17 protein-coding genes and 1 other annotated feature are annotated in these 19,183 nt (G+C 58.3%); of the genes, 3 read left to right on the forward strand and 14 right to left on the reverse strand.

Annotated features, from left to right (window positions below; translation table 11 throughout):
- Positions 1–55 precede the first annotated feature (55 nt).
- The 9 genes from WFP78_RS20370 to WFP78_RS20410 form a co-directional block, all read right to left on the reverse strand.
- On the reverse strand, positions 56–1,177 hold the full coding sequence (locus WFP78_RS20370; protein ID WP_336966239.1) for a phosphoadenosine phosphosulfate reductase family protein: 1,122 nt from the start codon (positions 1,175–1,177) through the stop codon (positions 56–58).
- Positions 1,178–1,285: 108 nt separating this feature from the next.
- A complete protein-coding gene (locus WFP78_RS20375; protein ID WP_336966240.1) occupies positions 1,286–1,510 on the reverse strand; it encodes a hypothetical protein in 225 nt (74 codons plus the stop codon).
- A 176-nt stretch (positions 1,511–1,686) separates the two neighbouring features.
- Positions 1,687–2,001, reverse strand: coding sequence for an RHS repeat domain-containing protein (locus WFP78_RS20380; protein WP_336966242.1), 315 nt, complete (start codon positions 1,999–2,001; stop codon positions 1,687–1,689).
- Between the two features lie 2 nt (positions 2,002–2,003).
- Positions 2,004–2,372, reverse strand: a complete 369-nt coding sequence (locus tag WFP78_RS20385; RefSeq protein WP_336966244.1) for a hypothetical protein — start codon at positions 2,370–2,372, stop codon at positions 2,004–2,006.
- A gap of 417 nt (positions 2,373–2,789) precedes the next feature.
- The gene (locus tag WFP78_RS20390; RefSeq protein WP_336966246.1) at positions 2,790–3,410 is read right to left on the reverse strand and encodes a hypothetical protein; all 621 of its coding nucleotides are present in this window, start codon (positions 3,408–3,410) and stop codon (positions 2,790–2,792) included.
- Positions 3,407–7,816, reverse strand: coding sequence for an RHS repeat domain-containing protein (locus tag WFP78_RS20395; RefSeq protein WP_336966248.1), 4,410 nt, complete (start codon positions 7,814–7,816; stop codon positions 3,407–3,409). Before WFP78_RS20395 ends, WFP78_RS20390 begins: the two co-directional genes overlap by 4 nt.
- A gap of 193 nt (positions 7,817–8,009) precedes the next feature.
- Entirely contained in the window at positions 8,010–8,327 is a 318-nt protein-coding gene (locus WFP78_RS20400) for a hypothetical protein (protein ID WP_336966249.1), read from the reverse strand.
- Positions 8,328–8,472: 145 nt separating this feature from the next.
- A complete protein-coding gene (locus tag WFP78_RS20405) occupies positions 8,473–8,667 on the reverse strand; it encodes a hypothetical protein (protein WP_037491199.1) in 195 nt (64 codons plus the stop codon).
- A 261-nt stretch (positions 8,668–8,928) separates the two neighbouring features.
- On the reverse strand, positions 8,929–9,405 hold the full coding sequence (locus tag WFP78_RS20410; protein ID WP_004211483.1) for a hypothetical protein: 477 nt from the start codon (positions 9,403–9,405) through the stop codon (positions 8,929–8,931).
- Between the two features lie 383 nt (positions 9,406–9,788).
- On the opposite strand from WFP78_RS20410, the gene WFP78_RS20415 reads away from it, so the two are divergent.
- Positions 9,789–11,017, forward strand: a protein-coding gene (locus WFP78_RS20415; protein ID WP_336966251.1) for an IS3 family transposase whose coding sequence is annotated in 2 segments (ribosomal slippage) — positions 9,789–10,077 and positions 10,077–11,017 — 1,230 coding nt in all. Because the reading frame shifts where the segments join, the coding sequence is not laid out codon by codon here.
- Positions 10,070–10,186: a sequence feature (AL1L pseudoknot), on the forward strand. It overlaps the preceding gene by 117 nt.
- 36 nt (positions 11,018–11,053) lie before the next feature.
- Here the strand turns inward: WFP78_RS20415 and WFP78_RS20420 are convergent.
- The 4 genes from WFP78_RS20420 to WFP78_RS20435 all read right to left on the reverse strand — a co-directional run bounded on the left by WFP78_RS20420 (position 11,054) and on the right by WFP78_RS20435 (position 13,439).
- The gene (locus WFP78_RS20420) at positions 11,054–11,407 is read right to left on the reverse strand and encodes a hypothetical protein (RefSeq protein WP_336966253.1); all 354 of its coding nucleotides are present in this window, start codon (positions 11,405–11,407) and stop codon (positions 11,054–11,056) included.
- Complete coding sequence (locus tag WFP78_RS20425) at positions 11,394–11,735, reverse strand: hypothetical protein (protein WP_336966255.1); 342 nt, start codon at positions 11,733–11,735, stop codon at positions 11,394–11,396. Before WFP78_RS20425 ends, WFP78_RS20420 begins: the two co-directional genes overlap by 14 nt.
- Before the next feature lie 177 nt (positions 11,736–11,912).
- Complete coding sequence (locus tag WFP78_RS20430) at positions 11,913–12,131, reverse strand: hypothetical protein (protein ID WP_336966256.1); 219 nt, start codon at positions 12,129–12,131, stop codon at positions 11,913–11,915.
- A gap of 114 nt (positions 12,132–12,245) precedes the next feature.
- Positions 12,246–13,439 (reverse strand): DUF932 domain-containing protein, encoded by a 1,194-nt coding sequence (locus WFP78_RS20435; protein ID WP_336966257.1) that lies wholly within the window; start codon positions 13,437–13,439, stop codon positions 12,246–12,248.
- A gap of 261 nt (positions 13,440–13,700) precedes the next feature.
- Here WFP78_RS20435 and WFP78_RS20440 point away from each other — a divergent pair, with 261 nt between their 5' ends.
- Both WFP78_RS20440 and WFP78_RS20445 read left to right on the forward strand, forming a co-directional pair.
- Positions 13,701–14,204, forward strand: a complete 504-nt coding sequence (locus WFP78_RS20440) for a Ros/MucR family transcriptional regulator (RefSeq protein ID WP_004211476.1) — start codon at positions 13,701–13,703, stop codon at positions 14,202–14,204.
- Between the two features lie 107 nt (positions 14,205–14,311).
- Entirely contained in the window at positions 14,312–14,713 is a 402-nt protein-coding gene (locus WFP78_RS20445; RefSeq protein ID WP_336966259.1) for a hypothetical protein, read from the forward strand.
- 72 nt (positions 14,714–14,785) lie between these two features.
- On the opposite strand, the gene WFP78_RS20450 is transcribed toward WFP78_RS20445, so the two are convergent.
- Positions 14,786–19,072, reverse strand: a complete 4,287-nt coding sequence (locus WFP78_RS20450) for a strawberry notch family protein (protein ID WP_336966260.1) — start codon at positions 19,070–19,072, stop codon at positions 14,786–14,788.
- Positions 19,073–19,183 lie beyond the last annotated feature (111 nt).

Below are 19,183 nucleotides of genomic sequence, written 5' to 3' on the forward strand. Positions count from 1 at the left end.
CGGCACCATGAACCCGCCGCGACAATCTGTTCTCATCCTGATAGTCGCTGACCTCTCACCCAGATCGTCGCGCTATAGTTCCGAAGCGGGCGCGCACGTCCGCCCCGGTCGGATAGAGGTTTTGCAAGCCATGCCGGCGCAGGATCGTCGACCTTACCGTTGCGATCTGTGCGGCTTCGTCAGATGTGGGAACACACGGCGGCCATCCTTTTACGAACCGCAGGTGAGGCGGCATGCTACTCTCAAGGCGTCGGCGCTCACCGGCATCGACTTTGGATTGGTGGATCGAGCGTAGCAGTGACGGTTGCAGGAGCTGCGGTGCCACATCGGCGAGCCAGCGCCCCGGCTGGAAAGAAAATGTAGAATCCGCCTCAATCGCGACAAGATGACGATAAAGGTCCAGATTGCCGGGTGCGCAGGTTGACGCGGCTATGTCGGAGAGCGACGCCAGAACGCAGAAGGCACAGGACAGTCGGCCAGCACCATAGTGGGCATAGGCTTCATGGAGCGGAAGATTGTGCGCAACATGGGCTGCAAAAACCTGGGCGGCAGTCCAGTGGACCAGTGGATGCCAACTGATCATGTGCGTGCCGGCCCGGTTACCGGGCTTGGCAAAGCGGTGATCCTCTCGCGAGACCGGCGTAAATCGCCGCGTGACACTTTCTTCGCGGCGTAGTCCGATGACGGAAACGATGGTCTCGCCTCTAAACCGTCTGACGAGTTCCGGGCCGATCTGGGTTGCCTTCATTTCACTCTGGCAAAAACGGAGACTTGCGCTCGACCAGGGACCGATGAGATTATAGGTTTCGAGCGCTTCGTAGCGTGCTTTGCCGCTTTCGAAGCGCTGCTCCCAGCGCGCCACCATATCGCCGGCTGGTCGGCGAACGACCGCGAGGGGCACGTCTAGCCGGGCTGCGATCTCTTCGACCATAGCCGGGGTTGAACGCCACTCAGCGCGACCGAGGTCGGCGTGGATGGCAATACGACGATCGCGGGGGTGACCGAGCCGGTCGAGCAAGGACATCGCGGCCCATGCGGAGAGTGTCGAGTCCTTCCCACCTGACAGGCTGAAGGCAAACCAAGCCTTTTGTTCTACCGCGGAGAGGATGACGGCGTCGAAAGCAACGGGAAGATCCTGCCTGGTGATGAGTTGTGAAGCGGAATTTGGAAGGGACATGGGAAGCTCCTGACCGCTCCACCAAATGAAGCGCTTCCCCGCTCCCTCTTCCCTTTCCAAAAAGGCATTTTCACCCAAGTCCCGAATGACGCTCGTCGAGAGCGCCCGTTACGGCTGCTGCATATAGAAGCTCTTGACTAGGCAGTTCGCCCCTTGCACTTCATATTCGATACCGACCCGATGATTTGAGAGCTTCCCGGTCAGTACCAGCGACCATAGCTTATCCTGCTCCGGTTGGCTCAGATGCGTGGCCTCCAAGCGGCCATTGCAACTGGCTGGCGTATTCCAGAATACAAATCCAATACCGGCATAGATTTGCATACGCCAGTTCACCGGGACCTCTTCAATTGTTTGTATTCCCTGAGCGTGGGCCTGCTTCGGCACGAAGTTCGAACCAAGCACAAGCGACGCAAGGATGAGGGTTATCCGTCCTGACAGTTCGGCCTTGAAGGGTCGAGAAAATTGCGCACGCTCCCCGCTCGCCAGTCGCGCTCGAGCACCAGGATGTCTCATCGCGGTGTCACCGGAATAACCGTGTAGCCGTTCAAGGGCAAAACGAGAACGGGTTTGATCGGTGGGCGATTTCTCCCGCCTGTGACCGAATAGCGCTGCCGGTTTCCCGTTGAATCGTAGGCGAGCTTGGTCTGATTTCCATTTGCTGGCCCACCAGTTACCTTGACCTCAATTAGTCTACCTAACTGGTCGTACTGAAATGTTGTATCCTCCTGGGCAAGAGCGGGCGGAGAAGAGCTGATTAATACCATTCCCGCTGCTGCGAAGAGGAGGTAGCTGAGAACCCGGTGTTTAGCTGCTCTCTTGATCATGCTCATTGTTCCATTGTTAGCCACTTGATGCTTTCGGTATCGGCCCAGACGTCACAGACCCCCTTGCCATCAATCCTGATTTTGATCTGTGAGGTGTAAGCGGTCAGGAGCTGGGACATCAGCGCCTGTCCACCCGGTGACGAAACGTCGATGACCCATCTCTGAAGAGTCGCGCATGTCGGCCGAGCCGTTCTCGGCCCATCGGTGGTGAAAAATACGATCCCGTTTGGTCCAGCTGAAATTACTCTCACATAACCCAACTGGGCTTCGCTGGCCTCGGCGATCTTTGGCAGAGCAAGGAGGCATAGTGCCAAGATTTTAGCGACAATTTTGCCTCGGCCCAAAAAGCGATATATCTGAATCGGTATCACCTTATTTCTCCCATGCATTTAACGTCTCTCATTCGATGAAGGCGGCGTATGGGAAAGGGACAGGTGTGCTGGAGCCAGGCGGAAGCGTAGAGCAATCGGTGGTCGTGCCATATTGATTGAAGAACAGCCTGACGCTTGCTCCCGTACTGAAAGCTGTCAAGAATAGCCCATAATATGACTTACATGTCTCTGGCCTTATCGGATTACCTCCTGAACCAGCAATGGGCATGTCCCCGTTTATATAACAATAATTATAGCTTACCGCGCCCGCTTGACCACTAGGCCGAAATATTACCTGGACAAGCCCATCAGTCGTAATCGAGAGGCTGGAAACGCTCGCGGTGCAAGAAAATATTGCGGCAAAGGCATTGGATGATGTCAGAAGAAGCGACAAAAATACTAAGAGAGAAAATTTTCTCATCCCGATACACTCCTCAAATGTGGAAGTGATATTAATGCCGTTGATCGAACATCGCGCCGATTTCCCGCATCACTATCTTTTTTCATTTTATGCCTCACGGTTTTTCCCCGAGTGCGGCTTCCATCCAACAAGGGGATGTCGAGGTCCGGGCGCTTCCGCTGAAGCACAGTCAGGAAATGTCTCAGGTCGGCTGGGCGGTGCGCTTCGAGAACGATAGAAATCTTCTCCTCCGTTTCTCTGATCCGATAGTAGATGGAAAGACCCTCAAATTCTCGGCCGTAGAAGTCGCGCTCTTGCTTGAGCCTGGTTATACTGAATATAGGGATGATCTTTTTGATCGGAATAAAGCCATATTTCATTCCGCGTTTGAAGATCAGATTAGCACCGTCAATTATATGCTGATGCCAATATATTGAAAACATCAAATATACCCAGCTAAACAGCCCAAATCCAAATATGTAGTACGACCAACTTGGATCACCATCTATTCCTATCAATTGTATCGGGGGCATCGTTGCCAACCCCACAAAGGTTATGCCGCCAGCCATAATGGAAAAGGCGACATAAGGCTGGAACGTGACGCGCAGTTCAGCTTCCGGGCGATGGTGGTCATTCATGGAGTGACGGGCCCCCATATATAGACTTCGATGTTAACACGCGGCCGGAGAAACTGATTTATATGCTGTTGCGCCGCCTGAATTTGGGCCCGCAGCGCCGCTGCACCGATGGCGCGGGCGACCGCAATCGGATTGGGCAGGCTCGGTGCGATCTGGTTGGCAATGTCTGGTATGGCGCTGACCGCGGTGCCTGCAGCGCTCCCCGGCAGATCATGCACATAGCGGCCGACAGCCCCCTTGAATGCCGTCTTTGCACTGACACGCGATATCGAGCCATTGTGGAATTTGGTGATGAAACTCCTCCCGATCGCCAGCCAGCTATTACGACCGGCGGAGATCGAAAGGTACGACACCCGAAGTCCTTGACTGGACACAACTCCGGGAGGGATAAACCGTGCGGTGAGGCCTCCTATTGTCGCATCCAATGCTAGCTTACTAGGATCAACTCTGCCGGTATCAATTGTTTGTTCGACCGCGCTCCCGAACCCTGTGGCAACGCCACCTGCCAAAAGTGCAGTGCCAGTAGCCGGTAGGTACAAGATCGCAGCGCCTGCCAGCCCACCTGTCACCGCAGCCCCAGCAACCCGACTCCACGATGTTTCACCCTTGACTATCAGGTCGGTGGTGACCGTGAGGCCAACATTCAAAAGTGCCCCACCACCTATGAATGCCAGATCGTCCCATCCGCCCCAAAGGCCTAAAGGATCGACCATGTTGACCGGATCATTGAGGCCATAGGCATAGAGGTTCATGCCGCCCTCTTCCCCGATCGGGTCGGGCTGAAGGAAGCGACCTAGCTCCGGCGAGTAGCTGCGGGCTCGAACATGATAGAGTTCAGCCTCAGGCATCCACATCATGCCCGCGAAGCCAAAGCGCCCACCGTTCGTCAATGCCGGCACCCCCCAACTATCGTAGGAATTAATCCGGCTGACGACGCCATTGTCCCCCGCCTCGGCGATGATGGAACCGCGTTCGTCACCGTAAAGCCAGTGCTGGCGTCCACGATCATAGACCATGACCGGTTCGTCGATGCCCGGGCCAGTGACGATCCGGCGAAGGAGTTCCCCCGTTCCCGCATCATACTCACCAATCAGATCCTGGCCGTCGTAGAGAAGCTGGGACACGGTCGATCCACGTCCGATCGTCGCAAGGCGTCCTATGGCGTCATACGCAAGACTAGTGCCGTTCGCGTAAGTCAGGCGCCCCTCGCTATCGTAGTGGAAGGTTTCGGCGCCGATTGAGGACGTGTTGGCTGTCAAATTGCCTGCCGCATCATAGGAGAGGGCATTCGACGCAGGTTGAGGCTGCGTGATCTGGCCATATTGGTTGAGCCCGTTGCCGCCGAGCGGCCCGCCCGACGCTGCGCGGTACTCCCGTGAAACGTTCATCGCATCGCGATAAGCATAGGCGTCATTATCACGCCGCCGCGAGACGATCTCACCTGCTTCATTATAGCCAAATGAAAGAGTAACGTCGCGAGCGGTCCCCGCGAGGTCATGGGTGAGGCTCGATAGGCGGGTTTGCGCATTATAGCCGTAACGGGTCTGCGTCCCGTTTCCGAGGGTGGTTGCAGTGCGACGGGACAATTCGTCATAGCTGAACGAGGCGACGGCTGGCCCGGCAGAGATTCCGGTTGTTCGGCCGAGCACATCGGAAGCATAGCTGGTGGAATATGCGTCTGGCCATCGCATCGTCATATTCGCGAGGCTGGGGTCATAAGTGTATCGAACTTCGCGGTTGAAGGGGCCGTTAGCCGTCACCACACGATTCATCCTGTCGTAGGTCCACGAGACGGACAAAGCGGCGTTTGGCCCCGGCAAGCTGGAAGCGGTGCGGCGTCCAAGCAAATCATAGTGATAGGTCAAGTCGCGATTTGCGTCAGGGACGTCTTTGCTGATGATCCGACCAAGTCCGTCATAGCGGTAAGCGATGGACTGGCCGTCACGCATAACGACGGAAGCCAGGTCACCATTGGCCGCGTAGACATAGCGCTCGCGCGTAACGCCTGCTGGCAATGTTCCGCCGACGCCAATCGACGTGCAATCCGGGGCCTGACCAGTAGAGGGACTTGGATAACGTCGCTCAATGAGTCGACTGAAGCCATCATAGCAGAAGGTTGTCAGGTGGCCGGATGCGTCGGCTTGTGTGAGCATGAGCCCGGCTGGCGAATAGGTGTAGGTGACTGTCGCCTGCTCAAGCGGACTTCCGACACCTTCGCGGACCGCTGTCAAATTGCTGAATGCATCGTAGATGTTGCGCGATCGACGTTCGGCACCACCAACCACCTCGGTAGTTTGGGATGGCCGGCCTAGTGCGTCATATACGAACGAGATTGCAGACCCATCGGATGCAACGGCCGCGGTGGGAAATCCGCGTGCATCGTAACTTACAGAGCTGGTAACCCAACCCGCTCCTAGCTTCTGTTGTGTCTGATAAGGTCGACCATCGGCGTCATACTTGTGGCGAATGACAGGGCTACCGCCTGCGACCGTCGGCGCAGTGATCTCGGTCGTCTGCCGCTTGCGATCGTAGCTGTAGGATGTGAGGTCATTGTCTTGCCGTGGTCCATCTTCGCCTATCAGATTACCGATCTTATCGTAGAAAAGTCGTGTGGTGGCATTCGTACCGAGAGAGTCGAGCGAAACGCTCTCGAGTTCAAAGCTCGACGGCGAGGTCGAAGTTGAAGGTGTGTAGGAGAGCGCCGTCCTCACGGTGTTCGCTGCAGGGCACACGAAGCTGGTGGTCGCGTTTGGCTGCGAGGAGAGACACTGATCGACGGTGAGGGCAAGCGCCACCGGAACCTGAGCGAGGGGATCGCTGCCAGGTATGGGGGTCGGCACGGTTCCGGCCGCAGGTGCGAAGCTTCCATAGCTAATGCGGGTGACTGCGCGGAGGCCCTCCTGATCCGGAGGTACAACGATAGCGGTCACGCCGCCATGGGTGACGTCATAGGCATAGTCCGTTCGTTGACCTCGTGGGTCAACTGTGTGCGTTGGCTGGTTGCATATCCGGTAGTTTGACGCGTCGCATGGTGGAAAGCTCGCGGTTGAAACCAGATCCGCCAGTCCTGAACCGGGCGCTGCTTTGCGACGCACCGTGGTTGAGTTGTTGCGGTCGTCTAATTCGATCGCAATGCTCGAGCCTGTCGGCAACTTGATATCGACGGTGCGATAGTAGCTATCGTATGTGAAAGAGGTACGGGTGGTGGAGCCACTGTCACCGACTTTCTCTATAAAGTCCGGTAGTGGTTTTCCTTCACTAAATCCGTAACGGGCAACGTTAGACAACGGGTCGGTGATCGTCGTTAACGTTGGCGCATAGGCGTATGTCGTTTGTTGCGCTGCAGCGTCAATTTGCGCGACTACACGACCGGTGGAATCATAACTGTTCCGAAACGCATCCACACCGGGGTTCGCGGGATATCGGACTCTTTCGAGGAGCAGGGTTTGCGAGTGGATATACTCAGTCGCGTTTCCCTCGGCGTCGGTGAGCCGATTCACAACGCATGCATAGCGAAAAAGCGTCGGGAGCGTGCATCGAAGGCCGTAGGTGACGCTGGCAAGATTTCCCGTTGAGCAATTGACTGCAGCTGAGTTTACGCAACTCGTCCGGATTGCAGTAGCTCGGACAACTGAGCGTCTCGTAGCGTCCGTGTTGCCATATTCGAACTCGACGCCATAGCCTCGGTTATTCACCACTTTGGAGATGTAGGCGAGAGGCCAAATAACGTTGCTTCCGGTGGATCGCGTTACATATTCATATGAAAGACTCTCACCGTTAGGAAATTCAACAACGCGGAGCCGGACGCATGTACCTTGGGCCCAGATGAGGCTGGGTGTGCTGCCATAAATATAGCCGCATGCATGGGTTAGAGCAAAATCAAAGGTCGCTCGCACACCTCCGCTAGTTACGAGCTGTAGTCGGTTGTCTGCGGTGTTGCGCGTAAGAACCGCTCCATCTCTTTTGAGATTGTCGTAACTTCCGCCGGCGTTCTGAACGAAGCTGTGGGTCTGTCCGAATAAAACGACGTCGACACCCGCCCACCAACTTGGGTGAAAATTATCAGCTAGCTTCGTGTTGTTATAGGGCGAGCAGGTAGTGCAAATCACTCGACCTTCGATGAGATACGCCTCCCCACGGAAGGTCGAAGTTCGGCGCACGAGATCGATGCGGGATGGGAAGGATCCGCTGCCAACCGAAAGGTCGACCGTATCGAGGACGAATTCTCCGGTCTTCGGATCGACACTACCATTCGTAAGTATCTGATATTTCGGTGGGGAGTCATCCGCCCCGACAGCGCCTTGCTGCGCATACGCCAGAGATGTGCCAAACGGCAGCAATAACACCATGAGAACGAGTAAAACGGTCAGTTGCGCTCCACTCCGGACATTTCGTCTGGCGATCATCCATTCCCCTGACTGGGCCATGCCCCATTTGGCGAGTTAGCCTCCTGCTGCTAGCCCCACCCTCGTTAGGTAGACACTTTGGAAGGGGGAAAGTGGCAAAGGCGGCATGAGGATTTCGGTAGGACGGCACTCACTGGTCAGCACAGCAAGGTTGAACTGAGGAGCGACCCGTAGACGGAAATGCGGTGCGGCTTCATGACCTGGCGCCTTCAGGTTCGTGGTCGGGCCCGTAGCTACGGGAGCGGACGAAATCGGTGTCTCCAGCTTCATCGACCAGATAGCCTGTGATCTCGTCGGCATAGTCGGCGTCCAATATGGTCGGCGATGTCGCTGTCAGCCGAAGGGGAAGGCCATGTGTGAACAGCAGTTTGTCGGCCGCCTCCATCGCCGATCGATGGTCGTCAGCATCGACTTCCACTTTGATGCGGATCACGGCGTAGACGTGAACGAAGTGGCGTTGATCGGCGGCGCCAGGCGTTTCGTTGACTTTCTGTCTATCGGTTTTGGTCATGCTTCGTCCTTTCCGCTGCCCTGCGGGAGCGACGCGGGTTCGGGGTGGACTTGGAGTGCGGAGTGCATGGATGATCTTTTCAAAAGCACGAAACCCGGCGCGATGGCCGGGCTCCGTGCGGATGATCGATAGGATGGGAAGCAGATCAGTCGCGCAGTTCTCCTGCCGCTATATCGGCAATCCAGGAGGCAGCTTCCTCGAAGTCCGCATCCTGATCATCGACGAGTGCAGCGACCTCGACCGCGGCCGTGCGGCCAAGCTGACCAAGACGTTGGATGGCGGCAAGCAGGACTGGTGCGAGTTCCTTCGGTTCGGCGGTGCTGAGGTCAGGAATCATCATACAATTTACTCCAGATTAGAAAGAGGTCGGTAATCGGCCGGCAATATCGGCCAGCGCTCCGATGCGCCCGACCACGCGCAACGGAAACCAATGACAGCAGCCATGGGGCGCTCGGTCGCCCGTCCCCGACCGCGGCGCGCCCTCGTTTTCTGGTTGAATGAAGGCTCTCGCGGCCGCTTGAGGATCTGCTTCGCTCATCGCCGGAATAGTCAAAATACTCCCGTAACCGGAATTATACGGCGGCGTTAAGCTGAAGGGCCGTCAAGGTGCGGCAAGCAGCATGTCGAGCGCCCTTGCAAACACCTCGTCGCTCGCGCCGTTGACTATAACTGCGTCGGGATTGGTAGCGCGCACCGCACGGGCGATGGTCTCGAGGGGGCGCTTGCGTAGCGGATATTTGAGGATGCTGTTTTGCTCAATCGTGATCAGGTTTGTGCGGAGCAAGCGCACGAGCCGCCGTCGCTCGAGTTCTCGCGCAAGCAGGTCACTCACCTCAATCTCGAGATCGTGATCGCAGGCTATATCTCCCAGGGAGCGCAGCGGGCGGTTCGCCTTGAGCCAGCCATCGACCTCAGCTTCTGTCCACCGTCCAACACGGTGATAGAAATCAGCCCCACCCGTCCCCTGGTTGCGGGCGTGAAAGGCCAATTTGCCATCAATCCAGATTTCGGCGGTATAGGCCGCAGTTTCCTGTGACAAAGCGGCGTTATAGCTGATCCTGCGTAGTTCGATTTTCATGGGAGAACTCCTGACTGCTCCAAAATGGCAGCACTCTCCCCCGTCCCTTCTCTCCTCCTCTCGTTGGGCCGAATTCGGATCGTCCGGGCCTGATAACGCGCAACCCTATGTCCTCAATCGAGCTTTCGGCGTCGACCAATCTGGTTGATCGTCGATCGGGCGCGGAGGAGAAAGTCGGCTCAAAGCTCATCGGCCTCTCCGCATGGTGAAGCGGAGGTTGCACGCCTTAAACATGCTCGTGACGCCAGACATTTTGTTGTTCGGGTCGTAGGCCCATGCGTCGATCCAGCCTTCCCAATCAATCACGACCGGCAGGTGCTCATCGTGAACTGAACCGCCCCGGGATTGCCGGAGGCCCTAACTCCTGAGAGGAAGGGTCTACGATGAGCAAGACGACGAACAAGTTTGCACCGGAGGTTCGTGAGCGGGCAGTCCGCATGGTGTTGGACCACGAAGGTGACCATCCGTCGCGCTGGGCGGCGATCACATCGATTGCCGAGAAGATCGGCTGTTCGGGGCACACGCTGCTGGAGTGGGTAAAGAAGGCCGAGGTGAACAGCGGCAAGCGCGCCGGCGTTCCTAGCGAGCTGGCGGAGCGCCTCAAGGCGCTGGAGCGCGAGAACCGCGAGCTGCGCCAGGCCAACGAGATCCTGCGCAAGGCTTCTGCATATTTTGCCCAGGCGGAGCTCGACCGCCCGTTCAAGCGATGATCAACTTCATTGATGAGCATCGGGATGATTATGGGGTCGAGCCGATCTGCCGTGTCCTGCCGATCGCCCCATCCACCTACCATGAGCGCGTGGCGCAGCGTCGTGATCCCTCGCGCCTGTCACCGCGTGCCCAGCGGGATGAGGCCTTGAAGCCCGAGGTTCGGCGCGTGTTCGACGCCAACTTCAGAGTCTACGGCGTACGCAAAGTGTGGCGGCAGATGCGGCGCGAAGGCTTCGACATCGCACGATGCACAGTGGAACGGCTGATGCGTGATCTTGGCCTGCAGGGCGTGGTCCGCGGCAAGCCGGTGAAGACGACGATGAGCGACAAGGCTGCGCCGTGTCCGCTCGACCAGGTAAACCGGCAGTTCCATGCGCCGGCGCCGAACATGCTGTGGGTGTCAGACTTCACCTATGTCGCGACTTGGTCAGGGTTCGTCTACGTGGCCTTCGTGATCGACGTTTACGCCCGCTATATCGTGGGCTGGCGGGTGAGCAGGACGGCGCATGCCAGCTTCGTGCTGGATGCCCTGGAACAGGCGATCCATGATCGACGCCCAGTCCATCGCGGTGGCCTGATCCATCATAGCGACCGCGGCAGCCAGTATGTCTCGATCAAGTATACCGAGCGCCTGGCCGAGGCCGGGATCGAGCCATCGGTGGGCAGTGTTGGCGACAGCTACGACAATGCGTTGGCCGAAACTATCAACGGCCTTTACAAGGCCGAGGTGATCCACCGGCGCGGACCGTGGCGATCCTTTGAAACCGTTGAATACGCCACGCTCGAATGGGTGGACTGGTTCAACAATCGCCGGCTCCTCGCGCCCATCGGCAATATCCCACCCGCCGAAGCCGAGGAGCGCTACTACGCCATGCTGGACGACACCCCCATGGCTGCATAATTTAATCCAATAGGCCTCCGGCAATCCCGGGGCGGTTCAAACATCCCAGATTTCTATCTCCCAATCAGGCAGGCGGCGGCGTTCACTCTCGACGCAGACCTCAGCCTCCACCTCGCCCCTGATCATTTGCTTCTTGCCGGAGGACGACCAGCTATCCCGAGATAGAAAGAAGTTTGCGTACTCGGCATGCCATTCCATGTCGCCCACCGAGAAGTTGTTCTCGGCAAAGCCTTGATGGGAGTTGCTACCCGTCTTGCGTCCTAGAATTATGCATCCCTCCGATGCCATCAGCGCTTCACGGCGCGCTGGGCCTACGGGTTCGATAGGCATATGTTCAGCTACTACGGTTCTCCGCGTGTAAAGCCAGCGCCAGCAGTCAGCGAGGGTCAATATCCCATCCTTTATTAGCGCGTTGAGCGAGAAAGAGGGCCAGACATGTCGAGCGGTCCAGCGTATCGGCTTCCAATGCCGATGCTTGTGCAAGACGTTCCCGTGTTCCTACGTCGAACTGGCTTCCAGCTACCCGAAGAGTGAGGTCATGCGGTTCGATAGGATGTGCGAACATCGCGGTGGGTAGCGCAGCCTCGGGATCGAATGCCAGGATAGCCGAAGCATCATACTCCTCCTCGGTGAGGGATATGACGGTGTCCGGGAGACGCGTGAGGATTTGAAAGCCGTGCTCGATGAGCGCGTCTCGGCTGGCTGGAGAAGCGTGCATAGTCTCATTCCTTGTGGTTGAGTTCATGGGAATGCGTCGGCAGCGCCACGATGACGGCGTCTGCTCGTGTTGCGACCGGGTCAGAGGCGGATAAGGTGTACGCTGAGGGAAGCCGTGCCTTGCTCTGGGCTTGCTTCCAGTGGGATCTTATCAGTCGCGTATGTCGTTGGCGTCGGTTTACACCGGCACCGCCCGGGCAACGGCGGCGCGGCTGAGAGCCGGAATCTCAGGACGATAATAAGTGCTGTCGTCGGACAGGGCGATCGCCGCTTGCTCAGCACGGTGCCAATTCAAGGCATTGATCCTATAGATTTCGCTGGCATAACGGTCTCCGCCACTGAAGAATTCGACGGTCACGACGAAAGTGCGAAGCGGAATGTAAACGTCAGTGCTCATGAGACAGTGCTCCTTCTGATCAAGGGAATTGGGCCCGCACAAACGCACACGAGAATGAGCGTGATAGGCGGCGTGGTTGATCGCCGGGGCCAGTAAGACCCCGGCGACTCAGCCTCAGTTGACTCGTACGAGAAGCCCGCGTGCCTTGCCTTCAAGATCGAGACGCGCATCTTGATGTGTTTTGGTGCGCGCAAGGGCCGTGATGCCGTTCACGAAATCGAACACGCTCTCCGGCGGATGGCCTTCTTCTGCGAGAACCATCTCGATTACCTTCGTGGTTTCCGATTTGGAGAATCCCCGCTTGCGCAGAAATTCCTCCCGGTCTTCATCCTTGCGGGCCACGATCCGCGTTCGCGCCGTCTGGATGCCGTCCACGAAGCAGCGCGGCGAGGCGTTGGCGAAGTGCTCAAGCGCAGGTTCAGCCTGTTGGGCAAAGCGCCCGGCGGCGAACTTGCTGTGCCGGATCTTGATCTCCTGGAAGTTTTCGACGCCCCACAAAATCCGATTTGCACACACCGCCCGCAGGTAAAATGTCGCAATTCCAAGAGTTTTTGCACCAACTTCGGAATTCCAGGCGTAAAAACCGCGAAAGAACAAATCCGGTTCGCCATTGGGCAGTTTGCCAGCCTCGATCGGGTGAGTGTCGTCGACCAAAAAGAGGAATACGTCACGGTCGGACGCAAAGAGTGTCGTCGTGTCTTTTGAGACGTCGACAAAAGGATTGTAGTGCATTGTGCGCCAGTCGAGCAGGCCCGGCACCTTCCAACGCGTGTCACCCGTCCCATTGCCGGCGAAGCGCATGACGGCGGATACTAACTCATGGTCCCAGATCCTACCGTACTCAGGGCCAGTTACGGCGCGGAGTTCCGGGCGACCGTTGTCGGTCTGGAGAAGTTTGACCTGTTCGCCACGATGATTCTGTAGGCCAAATTGGAGGTTGATGGCGGCGAGCGCTCCGGGCAGATCACGCAGGTAGGACGCCGGAGCGCCGACAAGGCTGCACATTTGCCCGAAAGACCAATTGGTCGGCGCGACCGGCATATCGTTGTCGGGCAAGACCAGAGCCAGGCGTTCGGGTGCATCGCGACGAGCCTCGACCTTGATCGCACGGCTCTCGATAATTCGGGTGTGGGCACGCTCAGCTCGAGCATGAACGCTTTCGTAGAGGTCACCGAGCGACAGGAAACGTTCGTCGTCGGGGCGCGCAAACCATTCGGAGGAAACGCGCGTGTTGGATGTGCCGCGCGAGATATCGACGCCATAGGCACCTGAAACAGCGCGCGTGGGACTGGGAACAAGCGTTGCCATGGAAGTTTCTCCAGGAGATATTTGGATGGAAGCCGGGTGCAGCGCGCATTCACACTGCCCAGCACCATCCCTTTCCCCCTTCCCTTTCCTGCCATCGGTAAGCAAAAGCGGACGCAGTCGCGGAGAGCATTGACAGAATCGTCACGATAGCGGGCGTAATGTTGTGGCCGGGCCCTATAGCGCTTGCTATCGTGGCTGCTTGCCCAGAGGCTCAGTGAACATCAGACCGAAGTTCCAAACAAAAGTGGGAAGAAAGATCGTATGACCGACAGCGCCGATATGTCCGAAACGCTCATCACGCTGACTGCGGACATCGTTGGGGCGCATGTCGCCAATAACAGTGTGGCGGTGGGCGATCTGCCGGCGCTAATACAGAATGTTCACGGTGCGTTGAGTGGGCTTGGCCAGAAAAAGGACGAGAGTCAGACCAAACCCGAACCGGCTGTGTCGATCCGCGCCTCCGTGAAGCCCGACTATATCGTTTGTCTGGAGGACGGAAAAAAACTCAAGATGCTCAAACGTCATCTGATGACGCACTATCAGATGACGCCGGATCAATATCGGGACAAGTGGGGCCTTCCCAACGATTATCCTATGGTCGCGCCTAACTATGCCGAACAGCGCCGTACGCTAGCGAAGGCAATCGGCCTTGGCCGGAAACGCAGTTCCAAGTCGGTCGAACCGGAAACGCCCGTAAAACCGGCCAAAGTACCGGCGACCCGGCGCCCCCGTAAGAAGACAGCTGAGTCCCCCGAACCCGCATGAGGGGCGGCCTTTGAAGTTGCATTTTGTATAAAGCTGAATAACCTTTGCAATTCGCAACTTGGCATCGCTCCATTGGCGCGATGCGATGTTCGAAAAGCGAGGGTTCTATGATCGCGGATGCCCGTCTGTACCGCCTGGATTGCTCGGAGTATTTCTCCAGGCTTATCAATCTGTGCAAGCGGATCCACTCAAGCCGGACCGGACATGACAGATCGTTATCAGACGTCATCGCCTACCGCGCTGGGCGAGCTGACGACACACTCGACCACGGCATTTCGGTGCTCCGCGAACATCTCGCAACGATCCCCCCGACCGGCGGTCACGAGGTCGCTTTTGCGATATCGTCTGCTACCCTTGATCTTCTGGAACGGGCCAGAATCCGCTTTTCCGCAGCGCTCGATAGCGAGCTGATGATTGGCGACACAATTTCACTACTGTTGTTCGATTATGTCGTCGAGGACAAGACTGAAGCCGTTATGGCAAAGCTGAGACATCGAGGCGTCTTCTGACGGCACGCCATCCCAAGATCGCTCGTTCGGGCTGGCGTGCCGCAATAAGTCGTTGTCGTTAGGAGGTGCCTCCTATCCTAGTTCGGCCAAAATCCGTTCAGCATCTTCAGGCGGCAGGAAAACGCGAGTGCGGAAACTGATTATTTCCGTGAAAGCGCCCAGTGACTTCAGCCAATCGAGCCGATCATAGGGATAGTCCCGGATCTCGAACCTCTGCTGGCCATTGACGCGCACCCTGATCAGTCGCGTGCCGGGCAAGCCGTCGATCTGCGCACCATCGATCCCGCTCGCGGCCGCGATGATTTCAGCCGGTGAGAGCTTGACTGCGTCGGTGACATTGAAGCTGGCAGCGGTTTCCGAGAGCATTTCGGCGGAGATGATGCGACCGAGCCGCGACTGGCCACTGGCCTCGTCAACGATCCGCCAGACACGCACGTCATCTTCCGGCAGTTTGTTCCAGACCGGCAATAGCAGACCGGTGGCGATATGGACGATTTCAATATCGACTTGTTCGCGGGCCTGATCGGCTTCCTCCCGCCAAAGACGTTCGAATTCGCCTTTATCGATGCGTTGCCAGAAGCTGCGGGCCAGGCTTTCGAAACGCGTTCTATCCTGTCCTGTAGGCCGCACCAGCTGGCACATCGCGATGGGCTGGCCGTCCTCATCCATCGTCGACCAGGAAGGTACGCGCAAGGCGACCCGGCCTGAGCGATTGTTGCGGAGGTATGCGATGTCGTCGGTGCCACCCCACACACTCATCAGTCGCTCAAACCCGGTCACGTTGCGCTTGAGGTGAAGCTGGAGTTTCTGAAGGCGGGTTTCTGCGCCGGAGACCTCGTCATTGTGGATCACGATGTCTGAGAGCAACTCGACCTTGCGCGCGAGGATGGTCTCAACGCCGAGATCAAGCGTACCCGCTTCGCGCGCCGCATCGATGCGCGCCTGGATCAACGCGAAGAATTCCTCGAAGATCGCGTTTTGTGTAGAGATCCGAAGAGCTAGCAGCCGGTTGAGCCAGCGCTGGATCGGTGGCAACTTTTCCAACAGCTCGCCGGATTCCCCTTGAGTCAGCTTAAGCGCGGTCATCGTTTCGAATGCCTCGAGCGTCGTGCTTGTGAGTTTTCCGGCGTGCAGCAAATGATACCATTGATGCAGAGCATCCTTGGCGTAATCGCTCTCGAGATTGTCGGCTGGATCGAACAGGTTCTGACTGCCCGCCTGCCGTTGCCCACGCGTCAAAGCTCCAAGAGCGTCAAGCCGACGAGCGATGGTGCTGATGAACCGCCGCTCACCCTTGCAGTCCGTCGTGACGGGCCTGAAGATCGGTGGGGTCATCTGGTTGGTGCGATGGGTGCGGCCAAGGCCCTGGACCGCCGCTGGCGCGCGCCAACCAAATTCAAGACCAAAATGCACGCGCCTGCGGTGCGCGCTCCTGGAATTGCGATCCGAATGATACGAACGGCCTGTCCCGCCGGCTGCCGAAAAGGCCAGGATGTCCTTGTCGCCATTCTGGAATGCCTGCGTGTCTGCGATGCGGGCAAGCGGACTCAAGCGTTCGATCTTCTGCCGCCCGGCCCCATCAGTCACGATGCGGCGTGAACGGCCGGTGACCTCGGCAACCCGATCTGTGCCGAAGTGGCGGATCAGTTCGTCGAGTGCGGTCGCGACAGGCGGCATCGCGCAAAGCTTCTCGATTAGTCCGTCGCGAGCACGGACCGCTTCCTGGCTGAGGACGGGATTGCCTTCTTCATCGCTGGCCGGACGTGAGCGAACCTCGCCGCTATTGTCCTTGTAGACTTCCATTTGGCGTGTTGGGAACGCGTCGGTCAAATACCGGACCAGTATGTCGCGAGGAGACAAATCGATATCCAAATTGGCACGCTCATCGGGCGAGAGCGTCGCCAGCCGCCGTTCGAGGGTCGCCTCGGAAGTCGAGACCAGTTGCACGACCGCGACATGGCCCTGAGCAAGTTCAGCCTCGATCGCCTTCAGGAGCGTTGGCATCTTCATTGCCACCAGAAGGGCCGAAAAGAAGCGTTGCCGTGAACTTTCGAATCTGGAGAGCGCCGCGCCCTTGGCCTGCGCGTTGAGCGTGTCGCCTCCAACCTGATCGATGACATTCGTCGCCTTGAGCACGGTATCGAGCCCGGCATGCACGACCTGCCAGGCGTCGGCATAGGCATCGTAGATCGCTATCTGAGCCGGGGTGAGCTTGTGCTCGAGTGGCTCATATTCGATGCCGGCATAGGAGAGCGAGCGGGCGGTATAGAGGCCGGTGGCTTTCAGGTCGCGGGACACGACCTCCATCGCGGCAATGCCGCCCTTTTCCATCGCAGCGGTGAAGCTGGCGCGGGAGGTAAATGCGGTGCCAGCCCCCCAGAGTCCGAGCCGCATCGCATAGCCAAGATTGGCGGGGGTGGTCGCGCCCGTCGCCGAGACATAGAGGATACGGGCGCGTGGCAAGGCATTCTGGAGGCGCAAACCGGTGATCCCCTGCTGTGAAGCCACGGCATCGCCGAAGTCGCTGGCAGCTGGCGCAGCATTGGCTAGGGCATGGGATTCATCGAAGATGATCAACCCCTCGTAATCATCGCCCAGCCAGGCAAGGATCTGATCGAGGCGCGAGAGGCCTTTATCGCGGACGGAACGCAATGTGCTGTAGGTGAGGAACAAGATGCCTGCTGACATCGTGATAGGCTTCCCAAGCGGGATCGCGTCGAGCGGCTGGATGTCGGCAGCCATGCCGTCCAACGCTTCCCAATCTCTCCTCGCATCGCCGAGCAGAGGCCCGCTCAGGGAAATCCAGACATGGCGCCGGTTACCGCGGCACCATTGATCCATAAGGCAGGCAGCCGCTTCGCGGCCTTTGCCGACGCCCGTGCCATCACCCACAAAGAAACCCTGCCGATAGACATGGCCTCCTTCGTTCTCGAACAGCTGATCGCCGGCCTCGTTGGGCATATAGCGACCGGGAAGATCACGCTCGAACGCACTGCCGGCAAGCAGGATTGTTTCGAGCTGCGCGCTCGATAGCGCCTTGAAGGTGCCGGGTGGCAATTCGGGCCGATAGCTCGGCAGCGGAGCCAACACCGACGCCATTGCCAGCGTTTCGACCAGCTCATCGGGATGCTCCGCCGCACTGGGTATCTCGATGCGCGACAGTCTCCAGGGTGCGAAGATTCCGGCTGTCTCACCCATCGGCAGCGGTTTTTCCCGCACGATGAATTCGACTGGCTTTGGAGTGGTTTCGACGGCCGCAACAAAAGGTGGTGTGAGCGGACGTGGCGCGGCCTCCCTGGCGAACATGGAAAAAGCCGATCTGCGGGTGCAGACCGGCTTGAGGATTGGCGCGGGGGCCGAGGTCGTAGGCGGTGTTGGAGGGCCCAATCGATCAGGGAGAGCCAGGACATGCGGCAGAGCTTCAGCCAAGGTCTCGACGTGAATATAGTGGGTTTCGCCGGTCCAGCCCTTGTCGAAGATGAGCAATCGGATACGCGCACTGGTGCCATGTTTGGCATAGACGTCGCCAAGGATATCGATCTCGACGCGCGGGCGCACCACCTCACGGACCGCTGCATAGCCGGTTCTCCCCGGACCGTCAGCGGTGAAACTCGATGGCATGATCGCAATGCAGCGTCCGGCTTCCCGAAGTCGCAGCAGCGCCGAGCGCAGATGGCGGGCGCCGGCATGGCGATCGCGACCACGGCCTTCGCTGCGCGAGAACGGCGGATTGATGAGCACGACGTCGGGCGCAAAGCTTGCGGGTAACCAGTCATCGATCGACGCGCCATCATAGCGTGTGACGGGTTGGCCGGTGACATGGGCGAGCAGGTCTGCACGTTGAGTATCGCGTTCGTTGAGATGTAGAACCGCGCCTGCGCGTGCCGTGAGAATGGTGAGCATACCGGTGCCAGCCGAAGGTTCGAGCACAACATCGGACGAACTCACCCGGGCGCAAAGGGCCGTGAGCCATGCCAGCGCGATAGGCGTGCTGAACTGCTGGAAATCGACCTGATGCTCGGAGCGATAGGTCTGGGTCGGCAGGCTGCGTTCGATGTCGATGAGCGCCTCCAGGATCGCAGCGGGCTCGGATAATGTCAGCGGTGAGGACTCATGGTTTCGCAGGAACAGCACCTGGCCGGCTTCAAGCGCGTCATAGGCGTCACGCATCGACCAGACGCCCGAAGCGTCGTTGGCTCCGAACGTCTCGCGCATCAGCCGCGAGAGATGTTGGCGCGACATCGTGCCGGCACTGGCGAGATGCTCGGCGATGGTCAGCGCGACACTGTAGAGGCCCGCTGCCTTACGAGCGGCATCGGCGGCGTGGACATCGAGGCCTGCGGCAGACTGGATATTCATGATGATGATCTCCGGGAAATTTGCGCACGGCATCTGTCCGCAGAAACGGACGCGAAGACGCAGCGGGGATAAAGGAACGGGCCGGAACGCAAGCGCCCCGGCCCGAGTGAG

Source organism: Sphingobium aquiterrae, from assembly GCF_037154135.1.
In the GTDB taxonomy this organism is placed as follows: domain Bacteria; phylum Pseudomonadota; class Alphaproteobacteria; order Sphingomonadales; family Sphingomonadaceae; genus Sphingobium; species Sphingobium aquiterrae.